14 protein-coding genes and 1 rRNA gene are annotated in these 19284 nt (G+C 56.3%); 11 read left to right on the top strand and 4 right to left on the bottom strand.

Annotated features, from left to right (window positions below):
- From rrf to aceK, 5 genes are all read left to right on the top strand, one after another.
- Window positions 1–94, top strand: a 5S ribosomal RNA gene (rrf, locus tag ACNQ0W_RS23015); the annotation flags it as partial.
- Window positions 95–312: 218 nt separating this feature from the next.
- Window positions 313–1242 (top strand): homoserine O-acetyltransferase MetA, encoded by a 930-nt coding sequence (gene metA, locus ACNQ0W_RS23020; RefSeq protein WP_062933778.1) that lies wholly within the window; start codon window positions 313–315, stop codon window positions 1240–1242.
- 270 nt (window positions 1243–1512) lie between these two features.
- The gene (gene aceB, locus ACNQ0W_RS23025) at window positions 1513–3114 is read left to right on the top strand and encodes a malate synthase A (RefSeq protein ID WP_017694727.1); all 1602 of its coding nucleotides are present in this window, start codon (window positions 1513–1515) and stop codon (window positions 3112–3114) included.
- A gap of 31 nt (window positions 3115–3145) precedes the next feature.
- On the top strand, window positions 3146–4450 hold the full coding sequence (aceA, locus tag ACNQ0W_RS23030; RefSeq protein ID WP_017382606.1) for an isocitrate lyase: 1305 nt from the start codon (window positions 3146–3148) through the stop codon (window positions 4448–4450).
- Between the two features lie 51 nt (window positions 4451–4501).
- Window positions 4502–6253, top strand: coding sequence for a bifunctional isocitrate dehydrogenase kinase/phosphatase (aceK, locus tag ACNQ0W_RS23035; RefSeq protein WP_062933776.1), 1752 nt, complete (start codon window positions 4502–4504; stop codon window positions 6251–6253).
- A gap of 23 nt (window positions 6254–6276) precedes the next feature.
- On the opposite strand, the gene iclR is transcribed toward aceK, so the two are convergent.
- Window positions 6277–7104 (bottom strand): glyoxylate bypass operon transcriptional repressor IclR, encoded by an 828-nt coding sequence (gene iclR, locus ACNQ0W_RS23040; protein WP_074135745.1) that lies wholly within the window; start codon window positions 7102–7104, stop codon window positions 6277–6279.
- Window positions 7105–7297: 193 nt separating this feature from the next.
- Here iclR and metH point away from each other — a divergent pair, with 193 nt between their 5' ends.
- The 5 genes from metH to rluF all read left to right on the top strand — a co-directional run bounded on the left by metH (window position 7298) and on the right by rluF (window position 14362).
- Window positions 7298–10981, top strand: a complete 3684-nt coding sequence (gene metH, locus ACNQ0W_RS23045; RefSeq protein ID WP_062933774.1) for a methionine synthase — start codon at window positions 7298–7300, stop codon at window positions 10979–10981.
- Window positions 10982–11097: 116 nt separating this feature from the next.
- Window positions 11098–12729: a Na/Pi cotransporter family protein gene (locus tag ACNQ0W_RS23050; RefSeq protein ID WP_003860350.1), complete on the top strand. Its 1632-nt coding sequence runs from the start codon at window positions 11098–11100 to the stop codon at window positions 12727–12729.
- A 95-nt stretch (window positions 12730–12824) separates the two neighbouring features.
- Complete coding sequence (locus ACNQ0W_RS23055) at window positions 12825–13118, top strand: type II toxin-antitoxin system CcdA family antitoxin (RefSeq protein WP_062933773.1); 294 nt, start codon at window positions 12825–12827, stop codon at window positions 13116–13118.
- Window positions 13118–13435: a CcdB family protein gene (locus tag ACNQ0W_RS23060; protein ID WP_017382610.1), complete on the top strand. Its 318-nt coding sequence runs from the start codon at window positions 13118–13120 to the stop codon at window positions 13433–13435. Before ACNQ0W_RS23055 ends, ACNQ0W_RS23060 begins: the two co-directional genes overlap by 1 nt.
- Window positions 13436–13489: 54 nt before the next feature.
- Window positions 13490–14362: a 23S rRNA pseudouridine(2604) synthase RluF gene (gene rluF / locus ACNQ0W_RS23065; protein ID WP_003860347.1), complete on the top strand. Its 873-nt coding sequence runs from the start codon at window positions 13490–13492 to the stop codon at window positions 14360–14362.
- On the opposite strand, the gene ACNQ0W_RS23070 is transcribed toward rluF, so the two are convergent.
- From ACNQ0W_RS23070 to lysC, 3 genes are all read right to left on the bottom strand, one after another.
- Window positions 14363–14635, bottom strand: a complete 273-nt coding sequence (locus tag ACNQ0W_RS23070) for a DUF3811 domain-containing protein (protein WP_017382612.1) — start codon at window positions 14633–14635, stop codon at window positions 14363–14365. It lies immediately after the preceding gene.
- 50 nt (window positions 14636–14685) lie between these two features.
- The gene (panS, locus tag ACNQ0W_RS23075; protein ID WP_023295757.1) at window positions 14686–15630 is read right to left on the bottom strand and encodes a ketopantoate/pantoate/pantothenate transporter PanS; all 945 of its coding nucleotides are present in this window, start codon (window positions 15628–15630) and stop codon (window positions 14686–14688) included.
- A gap of 93 nt (window positions 15631–15723) precedes the next feature.
- Window positions 15724–17073, bottom strand: a complete 1350-nt coding sequence (gene lysC / locus ACNQ0W_RS23080; RefSeq protein ID WP_045344657.1) for a lysine-sensitive aspartokinase 3 — start codon at window positions 17071–17073, stop codon at window positions 15724–15726.
- 374 nt (window positions 17074–17447) lie between these two features.
- On the opposite strand from lysC, the gene pgi reads away from it, so the two are divergent.
- Complete coding sequence (gene pgi, locus ACNQ0W_RS23085) at window positions 17448–19097, top strand: glucose-6-phosphate isomerase (RefSeq protein ID WP_017382613.1); 1650 nt, start codon at window positions 17448–17450, stop codon at window positions 19095–19097.
- Window positions 19098–19284: the final 187 nt, after the last annotated feature.

The following is a 19284-nucleotide window of genomic DNA, read 5'->3' on the forward strand; positions in this document are numbered from 1 at the left end:
TCCCACCTGACCCCATGCCGAACTCAGAAGTGAAACGCCGTAGCGCCGATGGTAGTGTGGGGTCTCCCCATGTGAGAGTAGGGAACTGCCAGGCATCAATTAAGAAGAACCCCGTACCGTAAGGTGCGGGGTTTTTTGCTTTGGGCGTTCTGAAAAGTCGGGTGGCGGCCCAGCCATACCCGACCTACCTGCTTTCCCTCCTTGAAACTTTCTCACCTTTCGCTTGCAGACTCGACATTAACCCCGTTTCTGGGTATCGTTAGCTGTCTGGATGTCTAAACGTTTATACGTATGCTGTGAGGATTTAAGGTTATGCCGATTCGGGTGCAGGACGAGCTACCAGCCGTCAATTTCTTGCGTGAAGAGAATGTCTTCGTAATGACAACTTCGCGTGCTTCTGGTCAGGAAATTCGCCCGCTGAAGGTGCTGATCCTTAATCTGATGCCAAAGAAGATCGAAACGGAGAACCAGTTCCTGCGTTTGCTCTCCAACTCTCCGCTTCAGGTTGATATCCAGCTGCTGCGGATTGACGCGCGTGAGTCACGCAACACGCCTGCTGAGCATCTGAATAACTTCTACTGTAATTTTGAAGATATTCGCGATGAGAATTTCGATGGGCTGATCGTCACCGGCGCACCGCTGGGTCTGGTGGAATTCAATGACGTTGCCTACTGGCCACAGATCAGGCAGGTGCTGGAGTGGGCAAAAGATCACGTCACGTCCACCTTGTTTGTCTGTTGGGCGGTACAGGCCGCACTGAATATCCTCTATGGCATTCCCAAGCAAACCCGCAGCGACAAACTTTCTGGCGTATACGAACACCACATTCTTCACCCGCATGCGCTGCTGACGCGTGGTTTCGATGACACTTTCCTGGCCCCGCATTCTCGCTACGCCGATTTTCCGTCACAGCTGATCCGCGATTACACCGACCTGGAAATCCTGGCCGAAACGGAAGACGGCGATGCCTACCTGTTCGCCAGTAAAGACAAACGCATCGCGTTCGTTACTGGCCATCCTGAGTACGATCCGCATACCCTCGCCTCAGAGTATTTTCGTGACGTTGAAGCGGGTCTGAATCCGGATGTCCCGTACAACTATTTCCCGAAAAACGATCCGCAAAACACGCCTCGGGCAACCTGGCGTAGTCACGGAAATTTGCTGTTTACCAACTGGCTCAACTATTACGTCTACCAGATTACGCCGTACGATCTGCGCCACATGAATCCGACGCTGGAGTAATCGTCTGCATTAAACGATCCTAAAGCGTTTCAGCTATTCAGATCAGGCACCTTCGGGTGCCTTTTTTATTTCCGAAATCCCGTTCAACATACCAGAAAACTTTAACTCTATATTAATCATCATGTTGCGTTGTAATTAAAATTAAAATGGAAATTGTTTTTGATTTTGGAAAAATTATAGATAGTCTTAATTCTGCTGAGCGAAAACTACACAACGATCTTTCGCTCGCATCGGGGGCGTGATTTTAGATCTTTGATGAGGAGCAGAACGATGACTCAACAGGCAACAACGGTCGATGAACTGACCTTTACCCAGCCGAATGGTGAGCAAGAACAGCAAGTTTTGACGGCGGAAGCGGTAGAGTTTCTGACTGAACTGGTGACGCGCTTTACGCCACAGCGTAATAAACTGCTGGCGGCGCGCATTCATCAACAGCAGGAGATCGATAACGGCAAGTTGCCAGGGTTTATTTCGGAAACCGCTTCCATTCGTCATGGTGAATGGAAAATCCGCGGAATCCCTGAAGATTTACAGGATCGTCGCGTAGAGATCACCGGTCCGGTAGAGCGCAAAATGGTGATCAACGCCATGAATGCCAACGTCAAAGTGTTTATGGCGGACTTCGAAGATTCCCTCGCGCCGGACTGGCAGAAAGTTATCGACGGGCAGATCAACCTGCGCGACGCCGTCAACGGCACCATCAGCTATACCAACGAAGCCGGTAAAATTTACCAGCTTAAACCGAATCCGGCGGTGTTGATCTGCCGTGTACGCGGTCTGCATTTGCCAGAAAAACACGTCACCTGGCGCGGAGAAGCGATTCCGGGCAGCCTGTTCGACTTTGCGCTGTACTTCTTCCACAACTATAAAAACCTGCTGGCGAAAGGCAGCGGCCCCTATTTCTATCTGCCTAAAACCCAGTCCTGGCAGGAAGCTGCGTGGTGGAGTGAAGTCTTTAGCTACGCAGAAGACCGCTTCAGCCTGCCGCGCGGCACCATTAAGGCCACGCTGCTGATTGAAACCCTGCCTGCCGTATTCCAGATGCATGAGATCCTCCATGCGCTGCGTGACCATATTGTGGGCCTGAACTGCGGACGCTGGGATTACATCTTCAGCTATATCAAGACGCTGAAAAACCATGCCGACCGGGTATTGCCGGATCGTCAGGTTGTCACCATGGATAAACCGTTCCTCAGCGCCTACTCGCGCCTGCTGATTAAGACCTGCCACAAACGCGGCGCCTTTGCGATGGGCGGTATGGCGGCGTTTATCCCGAGCAAAGACGCAGAGCGTAACAATCAGGTGCTCAACAAGGTGAAAGCCGATAAAGAGCTGGAAGCCCGTAATGGCCACGACGGGACGTGGATTGCCCACCCTGGTCTGGCTGATACGGCGATGGAAGTCTTTAACCGCGTACTCGGCGACAACAAAAACCAGCTGTTTGTTACCCGTGAAGACGATGCGCCAATCGCAGAAGAACAGTTGCTGGCGCCGTGTGCGGGCGAACGCACGGAAGAGGGGATGCGCGCCAACATTCGCGTCGCCGTGCAGTACATCGAGGCATGGATCTCAGGCAATGGCTGCGTTCCGATCTACGGCCTGATGGAAGATGCCGCCACGGCGGAAATTTCACGTACCTCCATCTGGCAGTGGATCCATCATCAAAAAACGCTCAGCAACGGCAAACCGGTAACCAAAGCCCTGTTCCGTCAGATGCTGGCCGAAGAGATGCGGGTCATCCAGGACGAACTGGGCGAACACCGCTTCAGCAGCGGGCGTTTTGACGATGCCGCACGCCTGATGGAGCAAATCACCACCTCTGATGACTTAATCGACTTCCTGACCCTGCCGGGCTACCGCTTCCTGGCGTAATTCACCACATAACAATATGGAGCATCTGCACATGAAAACCCGTACCCAACAGATCGAAGAGTTACAAAAAGAGTGGACCCAACCGCGCTGGGAAGGCATTCGCCGTCCGTACAGCGCAGAGGAAGTGGTGAAGTTACGCGGCTCGGTTAACCCGGAATGTACACTGGCGCAGAACGGCGCGGCGAAAATGTGGGATCTGCTGCATGGGGGGTCTAAAAAAGGCTATATCAACAGCCTCGGCGCGCTGACCGGCGGTCAGGCATTGCAGCAGGCGAAGGCCGGCATTGAGGCTATCTATCTTTCCGGCTGGCAGGTCGCGGCGGATGCTAACCTGGCCGCCAGCATGTATCCGGATCAATCTCTTTATCCGGCGAACTCGGTGCCGTCGGTGGTGGATCGGATCAACAATACCTTCCGCCGTGCGGATCAGATCCAGTGGGCTGCGGGTATCGAACCCCACGATCCGCGTTTTATCGACTATTTTCTGCCGATCGTCGCCGATGCGGAAGCCGGTTTCGGCGGCGTGCTGAACGCCTTTGAGCTGATGAAATCGATGATTGAGGCCGGTGCAGCGGCCGTACACTTTGAAGATCAGCTGGCGTCGGTGAAGAAGTGCGGGCATATGGGCGGGAAAGTGCTGGTGCCAACCCAGGAAGCGATCCAGAAGCTGGTTGCTGCGCGTCTGGCTGCTGACGTGCTCGGCGTGCCGACGCTGGTGATTGCCCGTACCGATGCGGACGCGGCGGACCTGATCACCTCTGACTGCGACCCGTATGACAGCGAATTCATTACCGGCGAACGTACCAGCGAAGGGTTCTATCGCACGCATGCCGGTATTGAACAGGCGATCAGCCGCGGCCTGGCGTATGCCCCTTACGCTGACCTGGTCTGGTGTGAAACCTCCACGCCGGATCTGGCGCTGGCGAAGCGCTTTGCCGATGCGATTCATGCGAAGTATCCGGGCAAGCTGCTGGCCTATAACTGTTCGCCGTCCTTCAACTGGCAAAAGAATCTGGACGATACGACCATCGCCAGCTTCCAGCAGCAATTGTCAGATATGGGCTACAAGTACCAGTTCATCACCCTGGCGGGTATCCACAGCATGTGGTTCAACATGTTCGACCTGGCGCACGCCTACGCGCAGGGCGAAGGCATGAAGCACTATGTTGAGAAGGTACAGCAGCCAGAATTTGCGGCGGGCAAAGAGGGATATACCTTCGTTTCGCACCAGCAGGAAGTGGGAACCGGCTACTTCGATAATGTGACCACGATTATTCAGGGCGGGGCCTCCTCCGTCACGGCATTAACGGGCTCGACGGAAGAAGCACAGTTCTAATCTTTTCCCCCTCTCCCCCCTCGGGGAGAGGGTTGGGGTGAGGGGGAATATATGTCGCGTGGTCTGGAATTACTGATTGCCCAAACTATTTTGCAGGGCTTCGATGCCCAGTATGGCCGTTTTCTGGAAGTCACCTCCGGCGCGCAACAGCGTTTTGAGCACGCCGACTGGCATGCGGTTCAGCAGGCCATGAAGCAGCGTATCCATCTTTATGATCACCACGTAGGTCTGGTGGTGGAACAGCTGCGCTGTATTACCGACGGTAAAAGCCCGGATGCGGAATTTTTACTGCGCGTGAAAGAGCACTACACCCATCTGTTACCCGACTACCCGCGCTTCGAGATTGCGGAGAGCTTTTTCAACTCCGTCTATTGTCGGTTATTTGACCACCGCTCATTATCTCCTGAGCGGTTATTTATCTTCAGCTCTCAGCCGGAGCGCCGCTTTCGTACCATTCCGCGTCCGCTGGCGAAAGATTTCTTTCCCGATCGCGGCTGGGAAAAGCTCCTGCACCGCGTCTTAACGGATTTGCCGCTGCGTCTGCCGTGGGAGAATAAACCCCGGGATATCGGCTATATCTACGCGTATCTCAGTGAAACCTTCGGCGAGGCGGTGCTCAGCCGCAGCCATTTGCAGGTTGCCAACGAGCTTTTCTACCGGAATAAGGCCGCCTGGCTGGTGGGCAAACTGGTTACGCCGACAGCCATCGTGCCGTTTCTGCTGCCCATTCACCGTACCGACGACGGCGAACTGTTTGTCGATACCTGCCTGACTACCAGCGCTGAGGCCAGTATCGTATTTGGCTTCGCCCGTTCCTATTTCATGGTCTATGCCCCACTGCCTGCCGCCCTGGTGGAGTGGCTGCGCGAGATCCTGCCGGGCAAAACCACCGCCGAGCTGTATATGGCGATTGGCTGTCAGAAGCATGCCAAAACGGAAAGCTATCGGGAATATCTGCGTTATGTCACCACGGCTGATGAGCAGTTTATCGAAGCGCCAGGCATTCGCGGCATGGTGATGCTGGTTTTCACACTGCCGGGCTTCGACCGCGTGTTTAAGGTGATTAAGGATAAATTCGCCCCGCAGAAGGAGATGAGCGCCGCGCACGTTCGTGCCTGCTATCAGCTGGTTAAAGAGCACGATCGCGTCGGGCGCATGGCGGATACCCAGGAATTTGAAAACTTTGTGCTGGATAAGCAGCAGATCGATCCGGCGCTGATGTCACTGCTAATGCAGGAAGCGCCGACGAAAATTACCGATCTTGGCGATAAGATTGCGATTAGCCATCTCTATATCGAGCGCCGGATGGTGCCGCTAAATATCTGGCTGGAGCAGTCCGAAGGCCAGGCTTTACGAGACGCCATTGAAGAGTACGGCAATGCGATTCGCCAGCTTGCCGCCGCCAATATTTTCCCCGGCGACATGCTGTTTAAAAACTTCGGCGTCACCCGTCACGGGCGGGTGGTGTTCTACGATTACGATGAAATTTGCTACATGACCGAGGTGAACTTCCGCGATATCCCGCCGCCGCGCTACCCGGAAGATGAACTGTCCAGCGAGCCGTGGTACAGCGTATCGCCGGGCGATGTGTTTCCGGAGGAGTTTCGCCACTGGCTGTGTGCCGACCCACGCATCGGGCCGCTATTCGAAGAGATGCATGCCGATCTGTTCCGCGCCAGCTACTGGCGCGGGCTGCAAACGCGGATCAAAAATGGGCATGTGGAAGATGTCTACGCTTACCGCCGTAAGCAGCGGTTTTGCATCCGCTTTTCTCCCTCTCCCTGTGGGAGAGGGCCGGGGTGAGGGCATCAGGCGGCAATGCACGTTTAGCGAATCCCACCGTACGCCAGCGTCACCTCTTTCGCCGCCTTAATCACCATCGCGCCCAGCTCGGTGACGCGGTCGTCGGTTATACGTGAAATCGGCCCGGAGATGGAGATAGCGGCAAACGGCTCGCGATGCTCGTCGAATATACAGGACGCGAGGCAGCGCAGACCGAGCGCATGTTCTTCGTCATCGAACGAATAGCCGCGCTTGCGGGTTAAAGCCAGATCTTCTTTCAGATGCACCGGCGACACCAGCGTGGCGTGGGTGTAGGCGTGCAGACCTTTACGGTGCAGCAGCCCCGTTACCTGCTCTTCGCTCAGCTGCGAGAGAAACGCTTTCCCTGCGCCAGAGGCATGCATCGGCAGCTTGCCGCCAATCGGCGCGGACATGCGCATCAGCTGCGTGCACTGCACCTGGTCGATGATAATCGCCTGGTGATCGCTCTGATCCAGTACGGCCAGGTTTACCGTCTCGCCGGACTCCTCCATCAGCTTGCGCAGAATCGGGTGGACAATCGCCAGCAGGTTACGGCTTTGCAGGAAGCTGCTGCCGACAATAAACGCATGCGCGCCCACCGCCCAGTGTCCCAGCTCGCCCACCTGACGCACGAAGCCCAGTTGCTGCATGGTGGTCAGCAGACGGTGCGTGGTGGAGTTCGGCAGGCCAGCCTGTTGCGCCAGCTCCGTCAGGGCCACGCTACCATGCGATTCGGCTATCCATTCCAGCAGCTTCAGGCCGCGCGTCAGGGATTGAACCTGTCCGCCAGGTTGTGCAGCGGTGGTTGCAGCAGGTTTTCTGCCGCGTTTAGCGGGAACGGTCGTAACCATGACGAACTCCTTTTTCTGTATCGTGGAAATCATTTTCGTTTTATTTGGTGGTTTTGCAACCGCTTTCCTGACTGATCGGAGGAGTGATAGTGAACATGTCTCATGTTACCGCTGTGTGACTTTTCGACCCTGCGAGATTATGCCAGTATGGAACGCAGCCTTTTGGCCATGTTGAGCGTTGTCGGGAGCAAGTGTGAGCAGCAAAGTAGAGCAACTGCGTGCGCAGTTAAATGAACGAATTCTGGTGCTGGACGGCGGCATGGGCACCATGATCCAGGGCTATCGTCTGAGTGAAGACGATTTCCGCGGCGAGCGCTTTGCCGACTGGCCTTGTGACCTGAAAGGGAACAATGACCTGCTGGTGTTAAGCAAACCATCTGTCATCAGAGATATCCACAACGCTTACTTCGAAGCGGGTGCGGATATTGTAGAAACCAACACCTTCAACTCGACAACCATCGCCATGGCGGATTACCAGATGGAATCCCTGTCGGCGGAGATCAACTTTGAAGCGGCGAAGCTGGCGCGCGCCTGCGCCGACGAATGGACGGCCCGCACGCCGGACAAGCCGCGCTACGTGGCCGGGGTGCTTGGCCCGACCAACCGCACCGCCTCTATTTCACCGGACGTCAACGACCCGGCGTTTCGGAACATCACCTTTGACCAGCTGGTGGCCGCGTATCGTGAGTCCACTAAAGCGCTGGTGGAAGGCGGCTCCGACCTGATCCTCATTGAAACCGTATTCGACACCCTCAACGCCAAAGCCGCGATCTATGCGGTGAAAGAGGAGTTCGAGGCGCTGGGCGTCGACCTGCCGATCATGATTTCCGGCACCATCACCGATGCCTCGGGGCGCACACTTTCCGGCCAGACAACCGAAGCGTTTTATAACTCCCTGCGCCACGCCGACGCGCTCTCCTTCGGCCTGAACTGCGCGCTGGGGCCGGACGAATTGCGCCAGTACGTGCAGGAGCTTTCGCGCATCGCAGAGTGCTACGTCACCGCCCACCCGAATGCCGGTCTGCCCAATGCCTTCGGGGAGTACGATCTGGATGCCGACACCATGGCGGCGCAAATCCGCGAATGGGCCGAATCAGGCTTCCTCAACATCGTCGGCGGCTGCTGCGGCACCACGCCGGAGCATATCGCCGCCATGAGCCGCGCCGTCGCCGGGCTTCCACCGCGCAAGCTGCCCGAGCTTCCGGTAGCCTGTCGTCTGTCCGGCCTGGAGCCGCTCAATATCGGCGACGACAGCCTGTTTGTGAACGTGGGTGAACGTACAAACGTCACCGGTTCCGCGAAGTTCAAGCGCCTGATCAAAGAAGAGAAGTACAGCGAAGCGCTGGACGTTGCTCGCCAGCAGGTAGAAAGCGGCGCGCAGATCATCGATATCAACATGGACGAGGGGATGCTCGATGCCGAAGCGGCAATGGTGCGTTTTCTCAACCTGATTGCCGGTGAGCCGGATATCGCCCGCGTGCCGATCATGATTGACTCTTCCAAATGGGAAGTCATCGAAAAAGGGCTGAAGTGCATTCAGGGCAAAGGCATCGTTAACTCCATCTCGATGAAAGAGGGCGTCGATACCTTTATCCACCACGCGAAGCTGGTGCGTCGCTACGGGGCCGCCGTGGTGGTGATGGCCTTCGATGAAGTGGGCCAGGCCGATACCCGCGAACGCAAAATTGAGATTTGCCGCCGCGCGTACAAAATTTTGACCGAAGAGGTGGGCTTCCCGCCGGAAGACATCATCTTCGACCCGAACATCTTCGCCGTTGCGACCGGCATCGAAGAGCACAACAACTACGCTCAGGACTTCATCGGCGCGTGTGAAGACATTAAACGCGAGCTACCGCATGCGCTGATCTCCGGCGGCGTGTCGAACGTCTCGTTCTCGTTCCGCGGCAACGACCCGGTGCGTGAGGCGATCCACGCCGTGTTCCTTTACTACGCCATCCGCAACGGGATGGACATGGGGATCGTCAACGCCGGCCAGCTGGCAATTTACGACGATCTGCCAGCCGAGCTGCGCGACGCTGTAGAAGACGTGATCCTCAATCGTCGTGACGACGCCACTGAACGCATGCTGGAACTGGCGGAAAAATACCGCGGCAGTAAATCTGACGAATCAGCCAACGTTCAACAGGCCGAATGGCGCTCCTGGGATGTGAATAAGCGTCTGGAATACTCGCTGGTAAAAGGCATTACCGAGTTTATCGAGCAGGATACCGAGGAAGCGCGTCAGCAGGCCGCCCGTCCGATTGAAGTGATCGAAGGGCCGCTGATGGACGGCATGAACGTGGTCGGCGATCTGTTCGGCGAGGGCAAAATGTTCCTGCCGCAGGTGGTGAAATCCGCCCGCGTCATGAAGCAGGCGGTGGCGTATCTGGAACCCTTTATCGAAGCCAGCAAAGAGAAGGGCTCCAGTAACGGTAAAATGGTCATCGCCACCGTGAAGGGTGACGTACACGACATCGGCAAAAACATCGTTGGCGTGGTGTTGCAGTGTAATAACTACGAAATTATCGACCTTGGCGTGATGGTCCCGGCGGATAAAATCCTCAGGACCGCGCGCGAAGTGAATGCGGATCTGATTGGTCTTTCCGGGCTGATTACGCCTTCGCTGGACGAAATGGTCAACGTGGCAAAAGAGATGGAGCGCCAGGGCTTTACCATTCCACTGCTGATTGGCGGGGCAACCACCTCGAAAGCCCACACGGCGGTGAAAATCGAGCAGAACTACAGTGGGCCGACGGTGTATGTTCAAAACGCCTCGCGCACCGTGGGCGTGGTCTCCGCGCTGCTGTCCGACACCCAGCGCGATGACTTTGTCGCCCGCACCCGCAAAGAGTATGAAACCGTCCGCATTCAGCATGGACGTAAGAAACCGCGCACGCCGCCGGTTTCGCTTCAGGCGGCGCGCGATAACGATCTGGCGTTCGACTGGTCCAGCTATACGCCGCCGGTCGTACACCGTCTGGGCGTGCAGGACGTGACGGCCAGCATCGAAACGCTGCGTAACTACATCGACTGGACGCCGTTCTTCATGACCTGGTCGCTGGCGGGCAAATATCCGCGCATTCTTGAAGATGAGGTGGTGGGCGAAGAGGCGAAGCGCCTGTTTAAAGATGCTAACGACATGCTCGATAGGCTGAGCGCAGAGAAAGCCCTTAATCCGCGCGGCGTGGTGGGGCTGTTCCCGGCGAACCGCGTGGGCGACGACGTGGAAATCTACCGCGATGAAACCCGCACCCACGTACTGGCCGTGAGCCACCACCTGCGCCAGCAAACTGAGAAAGTGGGCTTTGCCAACTACTGCCTGGCGGATTTCGTCGCACCGAAACTCTCCGGTAAAGCCGACTATATCGGCGCGTTTGCCGTAACCGGCGGTCTGGAAGAAGACGCGCTGGCGGATGCGTACGACGCGCAGCACGATGATTACAACAAAATCATGGTGAAAGCGATCGCCGACCGCCTGGCGGAAGCCTTTGCTGAGTACCTCCACGAGCGCGTACGTAAGGTGTACTGGGGCTACGCGGCGAATGAGAACCTCAGCAACGAGGAGCTGATCCGCGAAAACTACCAGGGCATTCGTCCGGCGCCGGGGTATCCGGCCTGCCCGGAACACACCGAGAAGGGCACTATCTGGAAACTGCTGGACGTCGAAGCGCATACGGGCATGAAACTCACCGAGTCGTTCGCCATGTGGCCGGGCGCGTCCGTCTCGGGCTGGTATTTCAGCCACCCGGACAGCAAGTACTTCGCCGTGGCGCAGCTACAGCGCGATCAGATTGAGGATTACGCTCTGCGTAAAGGCATGAGCGTGTCAGAGGTGGAACGCTGGCTGGCGCCGAATTTGGGCTACGACGCAGACTAACGTCACTTTTCCTTACAACAAACAGGGCACCACTATGGTGCCCTGTCTCTTTCTTACGTTTAAACCCTTATACTGAACCTCAGGAAAACGAATAACGATAAGGAGGAATGCCTACCGTGTTGACGTTGTTACACCTGCTCTCCGCAGTCGCACTGCTGGTATGGGGCACTCATATCGTTCGGACCGGCGTGATGCGCGTGTTTGGCGCACGTTTACGTACCGTTCTCAGCGGCAGCGTTGAGAAGAAGCCGCTCGCCTTCTGCGCGGGCATTGGCGTCACGGCGCTGGTGCAAAGCAGCAACGCCACCACCATGCTCGTCACCTCGTTCGTGGCGCAGGATCTGGTGGCGCTCGCCCCGGCGCTGGTGATTGTCCTTGGCGCCGACGTCGGTACCGCGCTGATGGCGCGTATCCTGACGTTCGATCTCTCCTGGCTGTCCCCGCTGCTGATTTTTATCGGCGTCATTTTCTTCCTCGGCCGTAAGCAAAGCCGTGCCGGGCAGCTTGGCCGCGTCGGTATTGGCCTCGGACTGATCCTGCTGGCGCTGGAGCTGATTGTGCAGGCTGTCACGCCGATCACCCAGGCCAACGGTGTGCAGGTCATCTTCGCCTCGTTAACCGGCGACATTATGCTGGATGCGCTGATCGGCGCGGTATTTGCCATCGTCAGCTACTCCAGCCTGGCAGCGGTCCTGCTGACGGCGACCTTAACCGCCGCAGGGGTAATTTCCTTCCCGGTGGCGCTGTGCCTGGTGATCGGTGCCAACCTCGGCTCTGGCCTGCTGGCGATGCTCAACAACAGCGCCGCCAACGCTGCCGCCCGCCGGGTGGCGCTGGGGAGTTTACTGTTTAAGCTGGTGGGTAGCCTGATCATTCTGCCGTTTGTGCACCCGCTGGCGAACCTGATGGATAATCTCTCTCTGCCGAAAGCGGAGCTGGTGATCTACTTCCACGTCTTCTACAACCTGGTGCGCTGTCTGGCGATGGTGCCGTTTGCCGCGCCGATGGCCCGCTTCTGCGAGCGGCTTATTCGTGATGAACCGGAGCTGGACGCGCGCCTTAAACCGAAGCATCTGGACACCTCGGTGCTGGATACTCCTGCGCTGGCAATCGCCAATGCCGCCCGCGAAACGTTGCGCATGGGCGACGCGATGGAAACCATGCTGGAAGGGCTGCAAAAGGTGATGCACGGCGAGCCGCGCGAAGAAAAAGAGCTGCGCAGGCTGGCGGACGATATCAACGTGCTGTATACCGCCATCAAGCTCTATCTGGCGCGGATCCCCCAGGACGAGCTGGCGGAAGAGGAATCCCGCCGCTGGGCGGAAATCATCGAGATGTCGCTTAACCTGGAGCAGGCTTCGGATATTGTCGAGCGTATGGGCAGTGAAATCGCGGACAAATCCCTGGCCGCACGTCGGGCGTTTTCTGTGGAAGGGCTGAAAGAGCTGGAAGCGCTGCACGAACAGCTGGTCAGCAACCTGAAGCTGGCGATGTCGGTCTTCTTCTCCAGCGACGTGCCGAGCGCGCGCCGCCTGCGCCGCAACAAGCATCGTTTCCGCATCCTTAATCGCCGCTACTCGCACGCCCACGTTGAGCGTCTGCACCAGCAGAACGTGCAGAGTATCGAGACCAGCTCCCTGCACCTGGGGCTGCTGGGGGATATGAAGCGCCTGAACTCGTTGTTCTGTGCAGTGGCGTACAGCGTGATGGAGCAGCCGGATGAAGACGACGAGCGGGATGAGTATTAATCTCTGAAAGCGCCTCGCAAAACCCTTTTGTGAGGCGTGACACCTTCTAAAGAGCAATTCATTCTTAAGGCCTTACATTTTTAAGGGAATAGAAAATGCTCGTTTATTACGCTACACTTCGCCAATTCATGCGCATTCCAATGGGGGTTATCATGCGCACTACTAATGGCATTAAAAAATCAGTCAATGTTTCGTTAGCACCAGAAATTCTTGAAGAAGCGCGACGTCTTAAGCTCAATCTCTCTGCTGTACTCACGGCCGCTCTACAGGAGCAGTTTCGTGCGCATCAGCGCGCAGAGTGGTTAGCAGAAAATAAAGCGGCTATAGAGGCCATCAACCAGTGGGTTGATGAAAACGGCTCCTTTAGTGACTTTCAGAGGTCATTCTGATGGAGCAATATTTTGCTTATGCGAATGAAGGTAATGGGAAAAAAGCATATCCATGGCTTATTAATATGCAGCACCCTGTTGCTAATGTGATGAAACATGTACTGGTTGCTCCCGCCGTTGAATTAAGCCAGTTGGGCGGCATTCGTCCGCCTGCGAAAGTGTGCCCTGTCGTTGAAATCGCGGGTAAGTCCTGCGTTGTCATGATGCATATGCTGTCAGGCATCTCTTCAAAAGAGTTAGGTGAACGCGTTGCCGATCTTACTAACAGCAGTGCTTCATTGCGGGATGCACTCGATTTTCTGATCAGCGGTTACTAGGACTTTTTTGTCAGGCGCAAGGTAAGGTATATTTCGCCCTTCACAGGAGAAACTATGCTGCCAACTCAATCAACCCGATTAAACAAATACATTAGCGAGAGCGGGATCTGCTCACGTCGCGAGGCTGACCGTTACATTGAACAGGGTAACGTGTTTCTTAACGGCAAACGCGCCACCATTGGCGATCAGGTGGTACCTGGCGATGTGGTGAAAGTGAATGGTCAGGTCATCGAACCGCGTGATGCCGAAGACCTGGTGTTTATCGCGTTGAACAAACCGGTTGGGATTGTCAGCACCACGGAAGATGGCGAGCGGGACAACATCGTTGATTTCGTGAACCACAGCAGCCGTATCTTCCCGATTGGTCGCCTGGATAAGGACTCTCAGGGGTTAATTTTCCTGACTAATCACGGCGATCTGGTGAACAAAATTCTGCGTGCCGGTAACGACCACGAGAAAGAGTACATCGTTACGGTGAACAAGCCGGTCACGGACGAGTTCATCCGCGGGATGGGCGCAGGCGTGCCGATCCTCGGTACCGTGACGAAGAAGTGCAAAGTCCGAAAAGAGGCGCCGTTCGCGTTTCGTATCACGCTGGTGCAGGGCCTGAACCGCCAGATCCGCCGTATGTGCGAGTACTTCGGTTATGAAGTGACGAAGCTGGAACGCACGCGCATCATGAACGTCAGCCTGTCCGGGATCCCGCTGGGCGAGTGGCGTGACTTAACGGATGACGAGCTGATCGAGTTGTTCAAGCTTATCGAAAACTCCTCGTCCGAAGCGAAGCCGAAAGCTAAAGCGAAACCGAAAACGCAGGCGATTAAGCGTCCGGTGGTGAAGGCGCCGCAGGCGGAAGAGAAAGGGCGAGGCAAGCCGGGCAACGGAAAACGCTTTACCCAGCCGGGGCGCAAAAAGAAAGGGCGCTGATTAGCGCCTTCCACGGGTTGATGTGCTGGCGGACCAGGAGAAGGTCGCCTCTGCATCGGGTTTATACGCCTGCTCTTTTTTCAGCTTGCGGGCTTTTTTCGCCGCGGCATCACGTTGCGCCATCAGTTTATCGATGTACTCTTTTTTAACCTGATTAGTTTCGGCGTTCGTCAGCGTGCGGCCATGCGCGATGCGGGCGCGGTCGAGTAGCGTTTTCAGTTCGCGCTGCTCGGCTTCCGTCATGTCTTTCTGGGTCAAACGTGGTGTAGCCATTGCTGAAGCCTCCTGATGGGGAGGCTTCAGTGTAAAGCAAGCCGGGTCAATTAACCCTGTTTCACCGCATCTTTTTTCGGTTGGTCATCAATCGGCTTACCGGACCAGTACCCTGCTAACAGCGAACCGGACAGGTTATGCCAGACGGAGAACAGCGCCCCCGGTAGCGCTGCCAGCGGTGAGAAGTAAATTTTACCCAGCGCCGCTGCCAGGCCGGAGTTCTGCATCCCCACTTCGATCGCCAGCGTGCGGCAGGTGGATTCGTCAAAGCCAAACAGCTTCCCGCCCCAGTAACCGCCCAGCAGACCAATTGTGTTATGCAGCACAACCGCTACGATCACCACAAAGCCCACCGAAGCAATGTGCGATGCGGAACCGGCTACCACGGCGCTGATAATGGCCAGAATGCAGACCATCGAAAACGCGGGCAGATACGGCTCAACCGCTTTCACCACCCGCGGGAAGAGATGGTGGATCACCAGCCCCAGCGCAATTGGGATCACCACGATTTGCAGGATGCTGAGCAGCATGCCCATCACGTCCACCTGGATATGCGCGTCCACGTACAGGCGGGTTAACAGCGGCGTGGCAATCACGCCCACCAGCGTGGAAACGGACGAGATAGTGACGGAGAGCGCCACGTCGCCTTTCGCCAGATAGATCATGACGTTAGATGCCGTGCCGCTGGCGACGCTCCCCACCAGCACCATTCCGGCGGAAAGGTCGGGCGGCATCTTAAAGGCCATCGCCAGCAGCCAGGCCGCGAGCGGCATCACCAGGTAGTGCAGGAAAATCCCTGCGGCAACCGGCGCCGGACGAGACAGCACACGTTTGAAATCATCAATTTTCAGATGCACGCCCATGCCGAACATAATCAGCATCAGTAGCGTAGTGACCCACGGACCAATGCCCGTGAACGTGGTGGGAGTGTAATACGCGAGTACAGAGAGCAGCAGCGCCCATAACGGGAACAGCCGGGTGATAGCGGAGAGCATAGTGAATTCCTTGCAGTATTGTCGTGTTGTTTTGTTATAAAAAAGCCGGGTCTGTGCCCGGCTTATCGATATTGTTTAACGTGCTAACGAATTTTATTCAAACAAATTCTGATGAAGTTTCTGCACGACCTGCTCGGCCTGATCGGCAGGGACCAGGAAGCAGAGGTTGTAGCTGGACGCGCCGTAGCAAATCATGCGGATATTGAACGGGTCGAGCACGCCGAACACCTCTTTTCCCACGCCGCACGCGCGCGAAAGCTTATTACCGATGATGGCCACCAGCGCCAGATCTTCTTCCACCTCCACGCGGCACAACTCGGACAGCTCAATCAGCAGCGACTGCGTCAGCAGGGTGTCGCCGGTAGATGTGGAGCCGGTGGTGTCGAGCGTCAGCGCGATGCTGACTTCTGACGTGGTGATCAGGTCCACGGAGATATTGTGGCGCGCCAGGATGCCAAACACTTCCGCCAGGAATCCACGGGAGTGCAGCATATTATGGCTGTGCAGGGTAACCAGCGTCTGCTTACGACGCAGGGCCAGCGCGCGGAACAGCGGCGGGTTCTCGGTTTTCTTGCAGACCAGCGTCCCGCCCGCCTTTGGATCTTTACTGGAGCCAACGAAGACCGGAATGTCACTGCGCACGGCGGGCAGCAGGGTGGCCGGGTGCAGCACTTTCGCACCGAAAGTCGCCATTTCAGCCGCTTCTTCAAAGGCGATCACGTCAATACGTTTTGCCGCAGAGACCACCCGCGGGTCGGTGGTGTAAATACCCGGCACGTCCGTCCAGATATCCACGCGGGTGGCGTGCAGGGCTTCGCCCAGCAGGGCGGCGGTGTAGTCGCTACCGCCACGGCCCAGCGTGGTTGTGCGCCCTTTGGCTTCGCTGCCGATAAAGCCCTGGGTGATCACTATGCCTTCATCCAGGCGCGGGGCAAGCTGCTGGTTGGTCAGCTCTGCCAGGACTTCCACGTCCGGCTCGGCGCGGCCAAAGCGGTCGCTGGTGCGCATCACTTTACGCACGTCGAACCACTGCGCCTGAATATTGCGCTCGCGCATGATCTCAACGAACAGCAGGGTGGACATCAGTTCGCCGTGGCTGACCAGTTCATCGGTCAGTGCGCTGGAGGTGGCCAGCGACGCGGCTTCAGCCAGGGTGGTGATATTTTCCAGCAGGCGTTCCACTTCCTCACGAATGACGTTCGGGTTTTGCAGACGCTCAAGAATGTCGAACTGAATTTTGCGCAGTGCATCCAGCTTCACGAAACGCTCGGTCGCTTCCAGTCCTTCAGACAGAGAAACCAGCAGGTTCGTCACGCCGGCTGAGGCGGAGAGCACCACCAGGCGGGTATTCGGATCGGCCAGCACCACATCGGCGCTGCGGTTCATGGCATCGTAGTCTGCCACACTGGTGCCGCCAAACTTGGCGACCACAAAACTCGTCATAACAACCTCGTGTCAGGGAATGAATAGAGCGACCTTGGCACAAGAATGAAGCGAGAACAGGTGCAGGCGCAAAATACGGCCCTATAAATAAAATGCGGGGGAGGTCCTGTCAATGCTGGGATTATGCGGATTTTTCATGGGGGGGTACCCCTCAGAAACAGGACTTATAACAGGCCCATATTTTATGCTCCTTTTTCCCCCTTTTTGACCAACATTTCGCCACGCCGGAAGGGCGCGACAGCAGCTATACTTTTCGGGTCTTTTCACCTGCGTTTGATGCAGACCAGGGCAATGGCATAAAAACCATCACAATTTTTATTTGCAGGCGCTACAATCGACCGCAGTCACAATTCTCAAATCAGAAGAGTATTGCTATGAAAAACATCAACCCAACGCAGACCGCTGCATGGCAGGCACTACAGAAACATTTTGATGAAATGAAAGACGTCACCATCGCGGAACTGTTCGCGAAAGATGCCGATCGTTTCAGCAAGTTTTCCGCCACCTTCGATGACCTGATGCTGGTGGATTTCTCCAAGAACCGTATCACCGAAGAGACGCTGGCGAAGCTGCAAGATCTGGCGAAAGAGACTGAGCTGGCAGATGCCATCAAATCCATGTTCTCCGGTGAGAAAATCAACCGCACCGAAGACCGTGCCGTGCTGCACGTGGCCCTGCGTAACCGTAGCAATACGCCAATTATCGTTGACGGCAAAGATGTAATGCCGGAAGTGAACGCGGTGCTGGAAAAGATGAAAACTTTCTCTGAAGCGATCATCTCAGGTAGCTGGAAAGGCTACACCGGCAAAGCGATCACCGACGTCGTAAACATCGGTATCGGCGGCTCTGATCTCGGCCCGTTCATGGTGACCGAGGCGCTGCGCCCGTACAAAAACCACCTCAACATGCACTTCGTGTCCAACGTCGATGGGACTCACATCGCTGAAGTGCTGAAAAAGGTGAACCCGGAAACCACGCTGTTCCTGGTGGCGTCTAAAACCTTCACCACTCAGGAAACCATGACCAACGCCCACAGCGCGCGCGACTGGTTCCTGAAAACCGCGGGCGACGAAAAGCACGTGGCGAAACACTTTGCGGCGCTGTCCACCAACGGTAAAGCGGTGGGTGAGTTCGGTATTGATACCGCGAACATGTTTGAGTTCTGGGACTGGGTGGGCGGCCGCTACTCACTGTGGTCTGCGATCGGTCTGTCCATCATCCTGTCCGTGGGCTTCGACAACTTCGTTGAGCTGCTCTCCGGCGCGCACGCGATGGACAAACACTTCTCCACCACCGCGCCTGAGAAAAACCTGCCGGTGCTGCTGGCGCTGATCGGGATCTGGTACAACAACTTCTTCGGCGCTGAAACCGAAGCGATTCTGCCGTACGACCAGTACATGCACCGCTTTGCGGCCTACTTCCAGCAGGGCAACATGGAATCCAACGGCAAGTACGTTGACCGTAACGGCAACGCGGTGGATTACCAGACTGGCCCAATCATCTGGGGCGAGCCGGGCACCAACGGTCAGCACGCGTTCTACCAGCTGATCCACCAGGGCACCAAAATGGTACCGTGCGATTTCATCGCCCCGGCGATTACGCATAACCCGCTGTCCGACCACCATCCGAAGCTGCTGTCTAACTTCTTCGCCCAGACCGAAGCGCTGGCGTTCGGTAAATCCCGCGAGGTGGTTGAGCAGGAGTACCGTGACCAGGGTAAAGATCCGGCTACGCTGGAGCACGTTGTGCCGTTCAAAGTGTTCGAAGGCAACCGTCCAACTAACTCCATTCTGCTGCGCGAAATCACGCCGTTCAGCCTGGGTGCGCTGATTGCCCTCTACGAGCACAAAATCTTCACTCAGGGCGCTATTCTGAACATCTTCACCTTTGACCAGTGGGGCGTTGAGCTGGGCAAACAGCTGGCAAACCGCATTCTGCCAGAACTGGGTGACGATAAAGCGATCGACAGCCACGACAGCTCCACCAATGGTCTGATTAACCGTTATAAAGCCTGGCGTGCGTAATAAATATGTCATGAACAATGCCGGCGATATGCCGGCATTTTTTTATCGGATAATTCCTGATGTCTGTTAGTTATCTCAAATTCTGAATCTGAGTTTAATCCGAAAAAGACGGTTAACCCGTTAATTGCTGCGGTTTATTTTAAGAAAATACGGAGTGATGCTTCTGTCTCTTATACACATCTCCGAG

The sequence above is a fragment of the Enterobacter cloacae complex sp. 6730903 genome (assembly GCF_048283985.1).
GTDB lineage: Bacteria > Pseudomonadota > Gammaproteobacteria > Enterobacterales > Enterobacteriaceae > Enterobacter > Enterobacter hormaechei_C.